We start from the raw sequence: 13,561 nt of genomic DNA, 5'->3' as shown, positions 1-13,561 counted from the left end.
ACAGTGGGATCGATGCTCCGGTCGGCCGCCGAGCGCGCGCCTTCGACGGTCGCGCTGGTCGAAGGTCTGCCCGATCCGGCCGACCGCCGGCGATGGCGGTACGACGAGTTGCTGGCCGAATCCGAAGCCGTCGCCCGGGCCCTGCTCGGCCGGTTCGAGCCCGGCGAACGGATCGCGGTCTGGGCCGACAACATCCCGGAGTGGGTGGTGCTCGAGTTCGCGGCGGCGCTGGCAGGCCTCACCCTGGTCACGGTCAACCCGGCGCTGCGGGACCGGGAGTTGGTCCACGTGCTCGCGCAGTCCCGTTCCGCGGGGGTCTTCCTGGTCCGGCAGTACCGAGACAATCCGCTGCTGGACACGGTGCTGGCGGTCCGGTCCGAACTGCCTGAACTGCGGGAGATCGTGCTGTTCGACGACTGGAAGGAATTCAAGGAATCCGGATCCCCGACCGAGATCCTGCCGGTCGTTCAGCCCGGCGATCCCGCGCAGATCCAGTACACCTCGGGAACCACCGGTAAGCCGAAAGGCGCCGTACTGCGGCATCGCGGCATCACCAACAACGCCCGGTTGTCGTACGTCGAGACCTTCGCGATGGAGCCCGGTGAGGTGTTCGTGAACCCGATGCCGTTGTTCCACACCGCGGGCTGCGTCCAGGGAACGCTTGCACCACTGGCGAGCCTGGGTACTCACGTGCTTGTGCCCCGCTTCGACCCGGCCCTCCAACTGCGGTTGACCGAGTCCGAGCGCTCTGCGCAGTTGTGCGGCGTGCCGACGATGTTGCTCGCGATCCTCGCGCATCCGTCCTTCGCCGGAACTGATCTGTCGTCGGTGCGTTATGCGATCTCCGGTGGTGCCACCGTCGCGCCCGAGCTGGTCCGGCAGATCGAAACAGGTCTCGGGGTTCCGATGTCGATCGTGTACGCGCAGACGGAAGCTTCTCCGGCCATCACCATGACCCGGTTGGACGACACGCCGGAGAACCGGGCCGAGACGATCGGCCGCCCGCTCCCCGGCGCGGAGGTGCGGATCGTTCGTCCTGGGACGACGGAGCCGGTCGCCCACGGAACGGTGGGCGAGCTGTGCACCCGCGGGTACCACGTGATGGCTGGGTACTTCGATGATCCGGTGCAGACCGCGGCCGCCATCGACCCGGACGGCTGGCTGCACACCGGCGATCTCGCGAGCATGGACGAACGCGGCTACTGCCGGATCGAGGGCCGGCTCAAGGAGCTGATCATCCGCGGTGGCGAGAACATCTACCCCCGCGAGATCGAGCAGCTGCTGATCACTCATCCCGCGGTGGCCGACGTCGCCGTGGTCGGCGTACCCGACGACTTCTGGGGCGAACAGGTCGCCGCTTTCGTCAGACCCGCGGCCGAGTCGACGGATCTCGACGTACTGCGAGCGCATCTGCAGGGGCGCTTGGCGCCGCACAAGGTGCCGCGGATCTGGCGGTTCGTCGACAGCTTCCCGACGACCGCGTCGGGCAAGATCCAGAAGTACGTGCTCCGCGATCAGCTGGTGGACTGAGCGATCAGCAGTGCGCTTCGCCGCGTTTCCAGTAGCCCTGGAAGGAGATCGTGGACTTCGGCATCCCGACTGCGTTGACCAGATGGCGGCGTACTGCCTTGATCATCGACGACTCGCCGGCGACCCAGGCATAGTCCGGATCGAACGGCAGGGTCGCGGATTTGAGTGCCTCTAGCAACGAACCGTCCGTGACCCAGGTGATGTCCGCGTTCCCGGCCAGCGGTCGCACGTCAGCAGCATCCGGTACGGCGACGAACACAGTGGCATGTACGTCGGCCGGGAGCTCCTCGAGGATGCCCGCCAGCGCCGGGAGCGCGGTCTCGTCCGCGACCAGGATCCGGCGCACGCTGGTCGCCGGCGGCACGTAGTCGACGCCGGAGTGCAGCAGGCCCTTGGCGCTGGACGTGTCGACCGCGAACGGAAGCAGCAGCCCGACCTCGTCGCCCAACTGAGCCTCGCTGACCCAGGCCGACGCCGGTCCGTTGACTCCGTGCAGGACGAACTCGACGTCCAGCTCGGCGACGTCCGGGCGGAGTGCGCGCACGGTGTACGTCCGCATGATGAAACGCTCGTCGACGGGCTGCGCGCACCAATCGGCGTACCACTCGGGGCCGGTGGGAAGGCTGATCGCGCTGCCGTTGGGTGGGGTGAGGAGGACCTTGATCCGCTGGTCCGGCCCGGCCGTGACCGCGTCCGCGATCCGCGGGGCGACGAACGTCACTCGGCGCAGGTGCGGGCTGAGGTCGTCAACGGCCGCCACGGTGGCAAGGAGCGAGTCGAACACGATCGGTCGCTCGAGCACAGTCGTCATGCTGTGGTTTCTCCATAAACTTGGCAGGGGAGGCGCAGGTGCGAACCCGTGGGCGGCCGGGTTAAGCTGAGGCAGCTAGAGGTTAGCCTTACCTAAGAGGATCCCTAAAGTCCAATGCCCCCGCCCAGTGCTGTCGCTTCCGCCGACCCTGAGCTGACGTCCGCCCCCGTGCGGCCGCGGCGCCGGGCCCGGCGGACCACTCTTGTCCTCGGGCTGATCGGCTGTCTGGCCCTGCTGGTCCTGGTGTCGTTGCTCAGCATCGCGATCGGGTCCAAGCAGATCCCGTTGTCCACGGTGCTCGATGCCCTGCGCCACTACAACGAGGCGGACACCGACCAGGTGATCGTCCGGTCACTGCGCGTACCGCGGACGCTGATCGGCCTGATGGTTGGGGCGGCCCTCGGTCTGGCGGGTGCGTTGATGCAGGGCGTCACGCGCAACCCGCTGGCCGATCCGGGCATCCTCGGGGTCAACGGCGGCGCGGCGTTGTTCGTTGTCGGGGGCATCTATTGGTTCGGGTTGTCGACGTTGACGGCGTACGTCTGGCTGGCGTTCGCCGGTGCGGCCGCGGCGTCGGTCGCGGTCTATCTGCTCGGGTCGCTCGGGCGGGAGGGCGCGACGCCGGTGAAGCTCGCGCTGGCCGGTGCGGCGCTGACCGCGATGCTCGGATCGTTGACGACGGCCTTGCTGATCGGTGATGTCGACACCTTCGACCAGTTCCGGTTCTGGTCGGTCGGGTCGTTCGCCGGCCGGGGTTCGGACGTTGCGGCGCAGGTCGCGCCGTTCATCCTGGTCGGGATCGTGCTGTCGTTGTTCTGCGGGCGGGTGCTGAACGCGTTGTCGCTGGGGGATGACGTGGCGAAGTCGCTCGGTCAACGGGTCGGACTGGCCCGGTTGTTCGTCGCGGTCGTCGTCGTACTGCTGTGTGGAGCGGCGACCGCGGCGGCGGGACCGATCGGCTTCATCGGGCTGACGATCCCGCACGTGGCGCGACTGGTGACCGGCCCGGACTACCGCTGGATCCTGCCGTACTCGATGCTGCTGGCACCTATCTTGCTGCTCGGCTCCGACGTGATCGGCCGCGTCGTCGCGCTGCCCGGTGAGTTGCAGGTCGGCGTCGTGACCGCGGTTCTCGGTGCGCCCTTCTTCATCTTCCTGGTACGCCGACGGAAGTTGGCCGATCTCTGATGGCGACAGCGGAGGCAGTCCAGGTCATCTCGCGCGCTCGGGCGGCGCGGCAGACCCGCACGCTCGTGGTGATCGTCGTACTCGCGATCGTGGTGTTCGCGACCTTCTGTGTCTCGTTGTCGCTGGGTGACTTCAAGATCCCGGTGATCGACGTGGTGAAGACGCTGTTCGGCGGCGGCGACCGCGCGACCGAGTTCATCGTGAACCAGCTGCGGTTGCCGAGGGCATTGACCGGTCTGCTCGTCGGTACGGCGCTTGGTCTGTCGGGTGCGATCTTCCAGAGCATCGCCCGCAATCCGCTGGCGAGTCCGGACATCATTGGGGTGACCTACGGCGCGAGTGCGTTCGCGGTGTTCGCGATTGTCACGCTGGGGTTTACCGGGGTCGCGGTGTCGGCGTTCGCGATCGCGGGTGCGGTGCTGACGGCGTTCCTGATGTACGTGCTCGCCTGGCGGCATGGGGTTTCGAGTTACCGGCTGATCCTGATCGGCATCGGGATCGGTGCGATCGCGACCAGCATCACGTCGTACCTGTTGACGAAGGCGCGGGTGGAGATCGCCCAGCAGGCGTTGATCTGGCTGACCGGGAGTCTGAACGGGCGGGACTGGTCGAACGTACGGTCGTTGGCGATCACGTTCGTCGTACTGCTGCCGTTCCTGGTGTTCCTCGTGCACCAGTTGCGGATCCTGCAGCTCGGTGACGAGACGGCGTACGGGTTGGGGTTGCGGGTGGAGGTGTCGCGGCTCGGGTTGATCGTGATCGCCGTACTGCTGGCTGCGGTGGCGACGGCTGCGGCGGGACCGATCGGCTTTGTGGCATTCGTTGCCCCGCCGATCGCGCGGCGGCTGACCAGGTCGCCGGGGCCGGCGATGATCACCTCCGGGCTGATCGGGGCGCTGGTGGTGGGCCTGTCGGATCTGGTCGCGCAGCATGCGTTCGGGGAAACACAGCTGCCCGTTGGAGTGGTCACCGGCGTGGTCGGTGCGCCGTACCTGATGTTCCTGCTGGCACGGGCCAACCGAGTCGGGAGTGGTGGCTGAGAGATGGAGAACTCTGTGGAACACAGCCTCGCAGCTGATGGTCTCGCGGTCGGGTACGACCAGCGGGAGATCATCCACGACCTGTCGGTGCGGATCCCGACCGGCAAGATCACGGTCATCGTCGGCGCCAACGCGTGCGGCAAATCGACGCTGTTGAAGACTCTCGCGCGGTTGCTGAAGCCGTCGCGTGGAACGGTGCTGCTGGACGGGAAGAGTATTCAGCAGATTCCGACTCGGGAGGTGGCGACCAAGCTCGGTCTGCTGCCGCAGTCGCCGACCGCCCCGGAGGGGATCACTGTCGCCGACCTGGTCGGCCGTGGACGGTATCCGCGGACGCGGTGGATCCGGCAGTGGTCGAAGGCGGACGACGAGGCGGTCGCGGCTGCGATGACGTCGACCGACGTACTCTCGATCGCCGACCGGCCGATCGATGAGCTGTCCGGTGGTCAGCGGCAGCGGGTGTGGATCGCGATGGCGCTCGCCCAGGAGACCGACATCCTGCTGCTGGACGAGCCGACCACGTTCCTCGACCTGACCCACCAGTTCGACGTACTCGATCTGCTGGTGGATCTGAACAAGGCCGAAGAACGCACGATCGTGCTGGTGCTGCACGACCTGAACCAGGCCTGCCGGTTCGGCGATCACCTGATCGCGATGAAGGACGGCGCGATCGTTGCCGAGGGCAACCCTGATCAGGTGATCACCGAGGAGGTCGTGCAGGACGTGTTCGGCCTGGCTGTCAAGGTCGTCCCGGATCCGGTTGCCGGTACGCCGATGGTCGTGCCGATCGGCCGCCATACAACGCGCACTCCAGTCGACTCGGGCTCCAGTCCCGCAGCCGCCGCCCTGGCAGCCAGCGCTGCCGCCAACGGCATCTGCCGGCCAACGAGCCGCTGAGGCGTCAGGCCAGGCTGCGGGGTTTGCGGGCTTGATAGGTGATCAGGCCGGCTAGGAGAGCGCCGAGGGTGCCGAGGGCCAGGTCGCCGAGGGTGTCGGTGTAGGCCGTTTGGAGTTCGGGGGAGGTGCGGACGAAGGCGACATACTCACCGAGCTCCCAGACGACCGCGGCGGTGGCGCCGAAGCCGAGGGCCGTGAAGACGGTGAGGGCTCGGGAGAGATCGCGCGGTGCGAACGCGAGCAGGACGCCGGCGGTGAGGAAGGCCCAGAGGACGAAGTGCATGGCGTCGTCCCACCACGTGACGGTGTCGAACAGGTTGAAGCGGTTGCCGACCAGGTCGATCAGCCACGGCAGCGTCATCAGCAGATCCGCGTGCCACGGGAACGTGCGGTGGAGCTTGCTGCGCGTGCGGCCGTAGGCCACCCACCACAGCGGAAGGACCATCGCGCCGATCGGGTACACGATCAGGCGCGCGGTCGACGCCTTGCCCTTGATCCCGCTCAGGTCCGGCCAGATCAGGGCCGAGAGCAACAATCCGAAGAGCAGGACCTTCGCGGCCAGAGCGGCGTACCGCAGCCAGTTCGGCCGGGTGCTGGGGACTGCGGTCGCAACCATCGTCGTCATGCCTGCCAGTCAATCGAATCGCCGGGCGGGACGGATGAGTACAACTACGTGAAGAACCCCCGCGATCTTCGTCAGTGTGACGGAGATGCGGGGGTCCCGGACGGCGGTCGGATCAGCTGACGCTGACGAGGTCGACCACGAAGATGAGGGTTTCGCCCGGCTTGATGGCGTTGCCTGCACCGCGGTCGCCGTACCCCAGGTGCGGCGGGATGACCAGCTTGCGCCGGCCGCCGACCTTCATCCCCTGGACGCCGGTGTCCCAGCCCTGGATCACCTGGCCGACGCCGAGCTGGAAGGCCAGCGGGGCGCCGCGGTTGTACGACGCGTCGAATTCCTCGCCGGTCGAGTGGGCCACGCCCACGTAGTGCACGTTGACGCGCGAACCGGCCTTGGCCTCGTCACCGTCGCCCACGCTGATGTCGGTGATCTCGAGATCCGCAGGCGGCGGACCGTCCGGAAAGTCGATCTCTGGCTTCTCAGTCATAGCTCCAGCTAACCAGACCCGTCGGTGGCGTCGAGTCCTGGACCCTCGAAGTCGGCTCTGTTCCGCTGTTAGCGGAACGTCGGACACAACCGGTGTGTGGTCAGCCGCGACCCGTGAGGACCTCGCGCAAGGTGCCGGCGAACTCCTCCGGTTTGCCGGGTTGGCCGTACTCGTTGCCGAGGAAGCCACCGTGGTTACTGGGGAACGTGACCGGCGTCAGACCGAGCCGAGCCGCAGCGGCCTGACCACCACGACCGGCGAGCGCGTTCGACGACTCTTCGCCGACTCCGATGACGATGCGGTCCGTCGCCTTGGCGAGGGCGTCGAAGTCGGGCTGGTACGACGTACAGCCGCGGAGGTTCTGGCCGAGGAGGGCGTCGTCGCGGGAACCGTCGTCCTCGGTCGGGAGGCCGAACATGGCCGGGTCCGGCGCGGGTTGCTGGGTGTAGTCGGCGGGAACCTCGCCGTCGTAACTGACCAGCGCGATGAACTTCGCCATGCCGGCGCCCATGCCGTCGCGCTGGTACGTCGCGTACATGTCCTCGACCACGGCCAGGGCGGCCTCGCTGTCAGGGATGATCGCGGCGAGAGGCGGCTCGTGGGCGACGAGGGTGTTGATGAGGTCGGGGCGCTTGGCTGTCAGGGCCAGCGCGTTCACCGCGCCACCACTACTCGCGAAGATGTCGACCGGGCCGGCGTCGAGGTGCTCGATCAGCGCGGCGAGGTCGGCTGCGTGGTCGTCCGGGGACAGCTCGGTGATGTCGCCGCTACGGACGCTCCGCTCGACACCGCGCGGGTCGTACGTCACCACGGTGCGGTCTTCGAAGTGTGAGGCCAGGGTCGGGAATCCGCTCGCGCCCATCGGTGAGCCGATGAGTAGCAGCAACGGACGGTCGGCCACGTCGCCGCGAACGTCGTACGTCAGCGTGGCTCCGGGCACGTCGAGCGTCTGGGTCACAGGCTCCGGCATGAAAGCTCCTCTGGGTCGGACTCGTGAACGTGAGCCTAGACCGCTCCGCCTGCACGGAACAGGAACTCAAGGTGCACTATTGTCGCACTCTGTGATCCCTAGGCTCGCTGTGTTGACCGGCCTGGCCGCGGTCCTGACGTCGGCTGTTGCCGTGGTGGTTCCGCGCACGTCGGAAGCATCGACCGAGACCTATGCGCAGTACTCGCTGATGTTCGAGAAGTCGGCCGGGCAGTACTTCGCCGGCGGTACGGCGGCCGGCCAGTGGGCCTGGACTCCGCTGAGCGCGACTGAGTCCGACATCTCCTGGGGCGATCCGAAGTCCTGGCCGCCGAAGTCCGCCGAGCACTTCATCCACGACGGCGACTGGGTCCTTCTCGACGGCTACAACGACGGCGCCGGCCGCCCGCTCACGCAGATCCAGCGCGTCACGTCGGAGAAGATCGGCGACGTCAACTGCAACAACCTGCAGCCCATCCCGTCGTCCAACGACCGCCAGCACTACGTGAAGTGGAACATCCCCACCACCGGCTACTGCCTCGACGCCAGCGGCACCATCAAGCCGCCCAACGGATCCACGACGGTCAACTTCCGCCACCTCCAGAAGTGGCTCCCGCCGCACGCCTGCTCCAACCCGTACTACTCAGGCCAGACCTGCATCACGCAGTACGAACAATGGTGGGACGACAACCAGCACCCGTACTCCCTCCAACTAACCCGCACAGTGGAAATCGCCAAGGGCTTAGGCATGGCCTTCACCAACCGCACCACAGTCCCAGTCACCTGGAACGCCGACGCCCGCTACTACTGGCACTACTGAGCGTGCCTATGCAGCGGGACGCCGATCACCGCGACGCGGAACAAGCCCTCCGAAAGGCCGGATGGACTGCCTGCGGGGCGGGCGACTGGGCAATCGCGCTCCGATCGCCCGACGGTACGGCGGTGGCGCGGATCAGCCCGTTCGATCCGGCCGGACCGTATACAGCCGCGCTGTACCGAGAGGCCGCGCACACCCGGCAGGTGCCGGAACTGTTCGCGCACCGTCGCCTCACCGGTGGCGGCGACCTCCAGATCATGGAATGGCTCCAACCCGTGCCCGAGCGCGAGGCCGTCGCGTTCCTCGCGGCGATCGCCAGACGCGACCCGGAGGTGGCCGAGCTCGTTGATGCCGTACGCCGCGTGCACGAACGGGCCCAGAGCGAGCTGCCCTGGCTCGGACTCAAGTTCGATGACAATCCGGAGAACGTCATGCGTGCCGCGGACGGGCGACTCGTCGCCGCCGACCTGCTCGGCCCGGACGGTCCGAAGCTTTATGCGGCCGACCCGGATCTCATCGTCGCGTGGATCCCCGAGGACGAGCGGCGGTTCATGACCGAGATTCCGTTGACCGCCACTGGGCCCTGGACGCCCGAAGTACGCGAGGCGATGCGCGCTGGGCTTGCGGCGGCGGATGCCCGCAAGCCCAGCGCTTAGCCCGCTACTTCTTGACTGTTTTGTTGTACTGGTCGATCTGGGGCTTGATGGAGTCGGCGGCGGCCTTCATGGCCGTGGCCGGGTCGGTGCCCAGGACTGCCTTTTCCAGGCCGTCTTCGGAGGCCTTGCGGGCTTGGGGCATGACGCCGAGGATGCAGCCCGAGGAGGCGTTGGTGGGCTTGGTGGCGTGCAACTGGGTGATCGCGGTGGTGAACTGCGGGTACTGCGCGACCCAGGCCTTGTCCGCTGGTACGTCGAGGGCCTTGGAGTTGATCGGGAAGTAGCCGGTGCCGGTGTGCCAGGCGGCCTGCTGCTCAGGTGACGAGGCGAACTTCACGAACTCCCAGGACGCGCGCTTCTCCGCGTCCGAGTGACCCGGTCCGTCGATCCACAGCGACGCCCCACCGATGATCGGGCCACCGGAGTCGGCCGAGGTCAGGTGCGGGAACGGCGCCGTGACGACGGTGAACTTGCCCTTCGCCGCGTCCAGGTAGCCCTTCAACGCACCGGTCGACTCCAGGTGCATCGCCGACGTACCGGACTTGAAGACGGCTTGCGCGTCGTCGGTCTTCTTGCCGGTGTTCGGCATCAGACCCTGCTTGAACATCTGCTGGTACCAGGTGGCGACCTTGACGCCCTGCTCGTCGGCGAAGTTCACCTTGGTGGCGAGGTCCTTGCGACCGTTGTCGTTGTCGCAGTACGTCGTACCGGACTGGGCGATCAGCTGCTCGATGAACCAGCCGTAGATGGCCGCGTTGAAGCCGTACTGGACCGTCTTCCCGCCCTGCTTGACGGTCAGCTTCTTCGCGTCCGCCATGATCTCGTCCAGCGTCGTCGGCGGCTTCGCGGGATCGAGACCGGCCTTCACGAAGGCCTCTTTGTTGATGTACAGCAACGGCATCGACGTGTTGAACGGCATCGAGTTCAGCGCGCCGTCGATCGAGTAGTAGTTCGCGATGTTCGGCTCGATCGAATCGAGCGAGTAGCCGTCCTTGTCGGCGAACTTCTGCACCGGCACGGTCTGCTTGGAGTCGATCATGAACCGCGACCCGATGTCGTAGATCTGTACGACCGAAGGCGTGTTGCCCTGCTGTACGGACGTCTTGTACTTCGTGATCGTGTCGTCGTAGTCACCCTGGAAGACCGCGGTGACCTCGATCTTGCCGGCGTTCGCCGCGTTGAACGCCTTCACCAGCTTGTCGACGGCCGCGCCGTTCGCGCCCTTCATGCCGTGCCAGAAGGTGATCTTGGTGACCCCGCTCGCCTTGTCGAGAGCGGTCGCGTCGGGCGCGTCCTGAGCGCCGCTGCCGGAGCCCTTGTCGGAGGAGGAGTTGCCACTGCAACCGGCGGCGACCAGAGCCAGCACCGCCAGCAGCGAAGCGGCAGCCGCGGTACGTCGTGGGAGGACGGATCTCATCAGGACCAACCTTTCCTAGCGAATTGCACCCGCGGTCAGCCCGCGGACGATGAAGCGCTGGCCGAAGATCACGATGGCCAGCGTGGGCAGGATGGACAGCGTGACGCCGGCCAGGATGAGTCCCGGATCGGCGGCTTCCGCGTCGTTGAGCTGGCTGATGCCGATCTGCAAGGTACGGCGGGATGCGGAGTCGCCGATCAGCAACGGCCAGAAGAACTGGTTCCAGGCGGACAGGAAGACGTACAACCCGACCGCCATCAACGCCGGCTTGTTCAACGGGATCAGGATCCGGCTGAGGAACCGCCAGTGCCCGGCGCCGTCGATCGTCGCCGCGTCCCGCAGTTCCACCGGGAACTGCAGGAACGACTGCCGGAGCAGGAACACCCCGAACGCGTTCGCCAGGAACGGAAGCACCAGCGCGATCATCGTCCCGGCGTACGACGCGGTCAGCCGCTCACCGCCGATCGACCAACCGGTGATGGTCAGGTAGTTCGGCAGCACGATCGATTCCCACGGCACCATCAGCGTGGCCAGGAACAGACCGAACAGGACGGTCCGGCCCCACATCTTCATGAAGACGAACGCGTACGCCGCCAGCACGCTGGTGATCAATTGCGACAACGTGATGATCGAGGTCTGCAGGATCGAGTTCACGTACTGCTGCCCGATCGGCGTACCCGACGACGCGGTGCCTTTGTAGTTGCCGGTGAAGATCCCGTGCGGGAAGAGATCCGGCGGGTACGACGAGATCTGCCCGGGCGACATGATCGATCCGGCGACGACGTAGTACACCGGGAAGATCACCGCGACCGCGGCCAGGATCAGGACGACGTACGTGATGATGCGGCCCGGTCTCACTTGTAGTGCACCCGCCTCTCCAGGACGCCGAACTGGATCGCCGTGCAGATCAGCAGGATCACCAGCAGCACGATCGCCTGGGCCGACGCGGCGCCGAAATCGCTGGCGTTGTTCGCGAAGGCGGTGTGGTAGATCGAGTAGACGAGCGTCTTGGTCGACTGCTCCGGTCCGCCCTCCGGTGTGAGGATCTTGATCTGCCCGAAGCCCTGCAGGGACTGGATCGTGGAGATCACGATCAGGAAGAACAACTGTGGTCCGAGCAGCGGGATCGTGATGTACCGCGACGCCCGGAAACCGCCGGCGCCGTCCAGCGTGGCCGCCTCGTTGAGCTCGGTCGGGATCGCGCCGATGCCCGCCGACAGGACCAGCACGTTGTACCCGATGCTCATCCACACCGTGGTGATCGCGACGCTGATCAGGGCCCAGGACGGGTCGGTCAGCCAGCCGATCCGATCCACCCCGAAGTGACCGAGCAGACCATTGGCGAGGCCGATCGCCGGGTTGTAGATGGTCGCGAAGATGACCGAAGCGCTGGCCACCGAGAACGCGAACGGCAGCGCGAACGCGGTCCGGAAGATCCGGATCCCCTTGATGTGCTGCTCGAGCAGCAGCACGATCACCAGCGCACCCAGTACGCCGGGGATCACGGTGAGCAGCACGAATCCGAACGTCACGCCCAGGATGTGCCGGAAATCGGGCGAGCCGAGCATGTCCCGGTAATGCTGCAGACCGACGTACGCGTCCGGCCGGCCGAACAGGTCGGAGCCGTGCAGCGACAGCGAGACGGACTTGCCCAGCGGCCAGATGATGAAGAGTGCGAACACCACCACGCAGGGCACAAGCATCAGCCAGGACAGCAGGGACACCGGGGACGGGCGGCGGCCGGCGCGCGCCGATACGGTTGATGTAGTCAATCGCTTACCTCCAGTAAGGGCGCAGTCTTACACCGCCCGGGGTCCCCGGGCCAGGGCACGCTAGGCTGAGCGCCCGTGAAGGTTTTGGTGGTTGGCTCGGGTGGCCGCGAGCATGCTCTGGCCTGGGCGCTGTCCCAGGACCCGGAGGTTGAAGAGGTGGTGGCGGCCCCGGGCAACCCTGGCATCGCCACGTTGCGTCCGGCGTACGACGGGCAAACGATCGTTTGCCGTTCGGTGGACATCTCGGACCACGACGCGGTCGTCGCGCTGGCGCAGGAGGTCGAGGCCGACCTGGTCGTCGTCGGCCCCGAGGCGCCGCTGGTCGCCGGGCTGGCCGATCCGCTGCGGGACGCCGGGATCCCGGTCTTCGGTCCGTCCCGAGAAGCCGCGCAGATCGAGGGCTCGAAGGCGTTCGCCAAGGACGTGATGGCCGCCGCCGGCGTGCCGACCGGCCGGGCGTACGTGTGTACGACGCCCGAGCAGGCCGCGACCGCGATCGACGCTTTCGGCCCGCCGTACGTCGTGAAGGACGACGGACTCGCTGCAGGCAAGGGCGTTGTCGTCACGTCGGACCGCGAAGAGGCGCTCGCCCACGCGGCCGAGTGCGACCAGGTGCTGATCGAGGAATTCCTCGACGGTCCCGAGGTCTCGCTGTTCGCGATCACCGACGGCACCACGGTCCTGCCGATGCAGCCGGCCCAGGACTTCAAGCGCCTCGCCGACAACGACGAAGGCCCGAACACCGGTGGCATGGGCGCCTACACACCGTTGCCGTGGGCACCGGACGACTTGGTTGCCGAGATCACCGAAAAGGTCCTCCAGCCGACCATCGACGAGCTCCGCCACCGCGGTACGCCGTTCAGCGGCCTGCTGTACGCCGGTCTGGCGCTGACGTCACGCGGTGTCCGGGTGATCGAGTTCAACTGCCGCTTCGGCGACCCGGAGACGCAGGCCCTGCTGCCGATGCTGAAGACGCCGCTCGGCGGACTGCTGCTCGCCGCCGCCACCGGGAAGCTCGCCGACCAGGGCGACCTGAGCTGGCGGAGCGCCACCTCGGTCGCGGTGGTGGTCGCCGCGAAGAAGTACCCGTCCAGCCCGCGCAAGGGCGACCCGATCGCAGGCGTCGACCAGGCCGAGAGCGCCGACGTCCGCGTCTTCCACGCCGGTACGGCGCTCGACGGCGAGGAGCTCGTGACATCGGGCGGCCGGGTCCTCGCGGTCAGCGCCGTCGGCAAGGACCTCGCCGAGGCCCGGCAGCGCGCGTACGCCGCGGTCGGTCAGATCCGGATCAAGGGCTCGCAGCACCGCACCGACATCGCCCTCAAGGCCGAGCGCGGCGAGATCACCGTCTGAACCG

Annotated in this window: 14 protein-coding genes; 7 read left to right on the top strand and 7 right to left on the bottom strand. The window is 67.2% G+C overall.

Annotated features, from left to right (window positions below):
- Nucleotides 1–12 precede the first annotated feature (12 nt).
- Nucleotides 13–1,530: an AMP-binding protein gene (locus EV650_RS21120; RefSeq protein ID WP_202874791.1), complete on the top strand. Its 1,518-nt coding sequence runs from the start codon at nt 13–15 to the stop codon at nt 1,528–1,530.
- Between the two features lie 4 nt (nt 1,531–1,534).
- Here EV650_RS21120 and EV650_RS21115 read toward each other — a convergent pair whose 3' ends face one another.
- Nucleotides 1,535–2,341, bottom strand: a complete 807-nt coding sequence (locus EV650_RS21115) for a siderophore-interacting protein (RefSeq protein ID WP_134120766.1) — start codon at nt 2,339–2,341, stop codon at nt 1,535–1,537.
- 114 nt (nt 2,342–2,455) lie between these two features.
- Here EV650_RS21115 and EV650_RS21110 point away from each other — a divergent pair, with 114 nt between their 5' ends.
- The 3 genes from EV650_RS21110 to EV650_RS21100 are packed head-to-tail and all read left to right on the top strand — an operon-like array spanning nt 2,456 to nt 5,466.
- Nucleotides 2,456–3,529 (top strand): FecCD family ABC transporter permease, encoded by a 1,074-nt coding sequence (locus EV650_RS21110; RefSeq protein WP_134120765.1) that lies wholly within the window; start codon nt 2,456–2,458, stop codon nt 3,527–3,529.
- Entirely contained in the window at nt 3,529–4,569 is a 1,041-nt protein-coding gene (locus EV650_RS21105; RefSeq protein WP_134120764.1) for a FecCD family ABC transporter permease, read from the top strand. The genes EV650_RS21110 and EV650_RS21105 overlap by 1 nt, the downstream gene beginning before the upstream one ends.
- Before the next feature lie 3 nt (nt 4,570–4,572).
- The gene (locus EV650_RS21100; protein WP_134120763.1) at nt 4,573–5,466 is read left to right on the top strand and encodes an ABC transporter ATP-binding protein; all 894 of its coding nucleotides are present in this window, start codon (nt 4,573–4,575) and stop codon (nt 5,464–5,466) included.
- 4 nt (nt 5,467–5,470) lie between these two features.
- On the opposite strand, the gene EV650_RS21095 is transcribed toward EV650_RS21100, so the two are convergent.
- From EV650_RS21095 to EV650_RS21085, 3 genes are all read right to left on the bottom strand, one after another.
- Nucleotides 5,471–6,091, bottom strand: coding sequence for a DUF2238 domain-containing protein (locus tag EV650_RS21095; RefSeq protein ID WP_134120762.1), 621 nt, complete (start codon nt 6,089–6,091; stop codon nt 5,471–5,473).
- A gap of 112 nt (nt 6,092–6,203) precedes the next feature.
- Nucleotides 6,204–6,575, bottom strand: coding sequence for an FKBP-type peptidyl-prolyl cis-trans isomerase (locus EV650_RS21090; protein WP_134120761.1), 372 nt, complete (start codon nt 6,573–6,575; stop codon nt 6,204–6,206).
- A 100-nt stretch (nt 6,576–6,675) separates the two neighbouring features.
- Complete coding sequence (locus tag EV650_RS21085) at nt 6,676–7,545, bottom strand: alpha/beta fold hydrolase (RefSeq protein ID WP_134120760.1); 870 nt, start codon at nt 7,543–7,545, stop codon at nt 6,676–6,678.
- 91 nt (nt 7,546–7,636) lie between these two features.
- Here EV650_RS21085 and EV650_RS21080 point away from each other — a divergent pair, with 91 nt between their 5' ends.
- Complete coding sequence (locus EV650_RS21080; RefSeq protein WP_238174355.1) at nt 7,637–8,362, top strand: hypothetical protein; 726 nt, start codon at nt 7,637–7,639, stop codon at nt 8,360–8,362.
- A 2-nt stretch (nt 8,363–8,364) separates the two neighbouring features.
- Complete coding sequence (locus EV650_RS21075) at nt 8,365–9,015, top strand: hypothetical protein (protein ID WP_134120759.1); 651 nt, start codon at nt 8,365–8,367, stop codon at nt 9,013–9,015.
- A gap of 4 nt (nt 9,016–9,019) precedes the next feature.
- Here EV650_RS21075 and EV650_RS21070 read toward each other — a convergent pair whose 3' ends face one another.
- From EV650_RS21070 to EV650_RS21060, 3 genes are read right to left on the bottom strand one after another with little or no spacing between them, the layout of a single operon-like run.
- Nucleotides 9,020–10,432 (bottom strand): ABC transporter substrate-binding protein, encoded by a 1,413-nt coding sequence (locus EV650_RS21070; RefSeq protein ID WP_134120758.1) that lies wholly within the window; start codon nt 10,430–10,432, stop codon nt 9,020–9,022.
- 15 nt (nt 10,433–10,447) lie between these two features.
- Nucleotides 10,448–11,290, bottom strand: a complete 843-nt coding sequence (locus tag EV650_RS21065; RefSeq protein WP_134120757.1) for a carbohydrate ABC transporter permease — start codon at nt 11,288–11,290, stop codon at nt 10,448–10,450.
- On the bottom strand, nt 11,287–12,204 hold the full coding sequence (locus tag EV650_RS21060; RefSeq protein ID WP_238174354.1) for a carbohydrate ABC transporter permease: 918 nt from the start codon (nt 12,202–12,204) through the stop codon (nt 11,287–11,289). Before EV650_RS21060 ends, EV650_RS21065 begins: the two co-directional genes overlap by 4 nt.
- Before the next feature lie 75 nt (nt 12,205–12,279).
- Here EV650_RS21060 and purD point away from each other — a divergent pair, with 75 nt between their 5' ends.
- A complete protein-coding gene (gene purD, locus EV650_RS21055; protein WP_134120756.1) occupies nt 12,280–13,557 on the top strand; it encodes a phosphoribosylamine--glycine ligase in 1,278 nt (425 codons plus the stop codon).
- Nucleotides 13,558–13,561: the final 4 nt, after the last annotated feature.

Origin of the sequence: Kribbella kalugense (assembly GCF_004365875.1) — a bacterium.
In the GTDB taxonomy this organism is placed as follows: domain Bacteria; phylum Actinomycetota; class Actinomycetes; order Propionibacteriales; family Kribbellaceae; genus Kribbella; species Kribbella kalugense.
Note: the sequence above shows the minus strand (reverse complement) of the source record. Positions and strands in the feature narration are given on the sequence as shown.

Bases quoted from the DNA above. Each gene is read 5' to 3' on its own strand.
- EV650_RS21120 (WP_202874791.1), top strand. From the start codon at position 13: ATGCTCCGGTCGGCCGCCGAGCGCGCGCCTTCGACGGTCGCGCTGGTC.
- EV650_RS21115 (WP_134120766.1), bottom strand. From the start codon at position 2,341: ATGACGACTGTGCTCGAGCGACCGATCGTGTTCGACTCGCTCCTTGCC.
- EV650_RS21110 (WP_134120765.1), top strand. From the start codon at position 2,456: ATGCCCCCGCCCAGTGCTGTCGCTTCCGCCGACCCTGAGCTGACGTCC.
- EV650_RS21105 (WP_134120764.1), top strand. From the start codon at position 3,529: ATGGCGACAGCGGAGGCAGTCCAGGTCATCTCGCGCGCTCGGGCGGCG.
- EV650_RS21100 (WP_134120763.1), top strand. From the start codon at position 4,573: ATGGAGAACTCTGTGGAACACAGCCTCGCAGCTGATGGTCTCGCGGTC.
- EV650_RS21095 (WP_134120762.1), bottom strand. From the start codon at position 6,091: ATGACGACGATGGTTGCGACCGCAGTCCCCAGCACCCGGCCGAACTGG.
- EV650_RS21090 (WP_134120761.1), bottom strand. From the start codon at position 6,575: ATGACTGAGAAGCCAGAGATCGACTTTCCGGACGGTCCGCCGCCTGCG.
- EV650_RS21085 (WP_134120760.1), bottom strand. From the start codon at position 7,545: ATGCCGGAGCCTGTGACCCAGACGCTCGACGTGCCCGGAGCCACGCTG.
- EV650_RS21070 (WP_134120758.1), bottom strand. From the start codon at position 10,432: ATGAGATCCGTCCTCCCACGACGTACCGCGGCTGCCGCTTCGCTGCTG.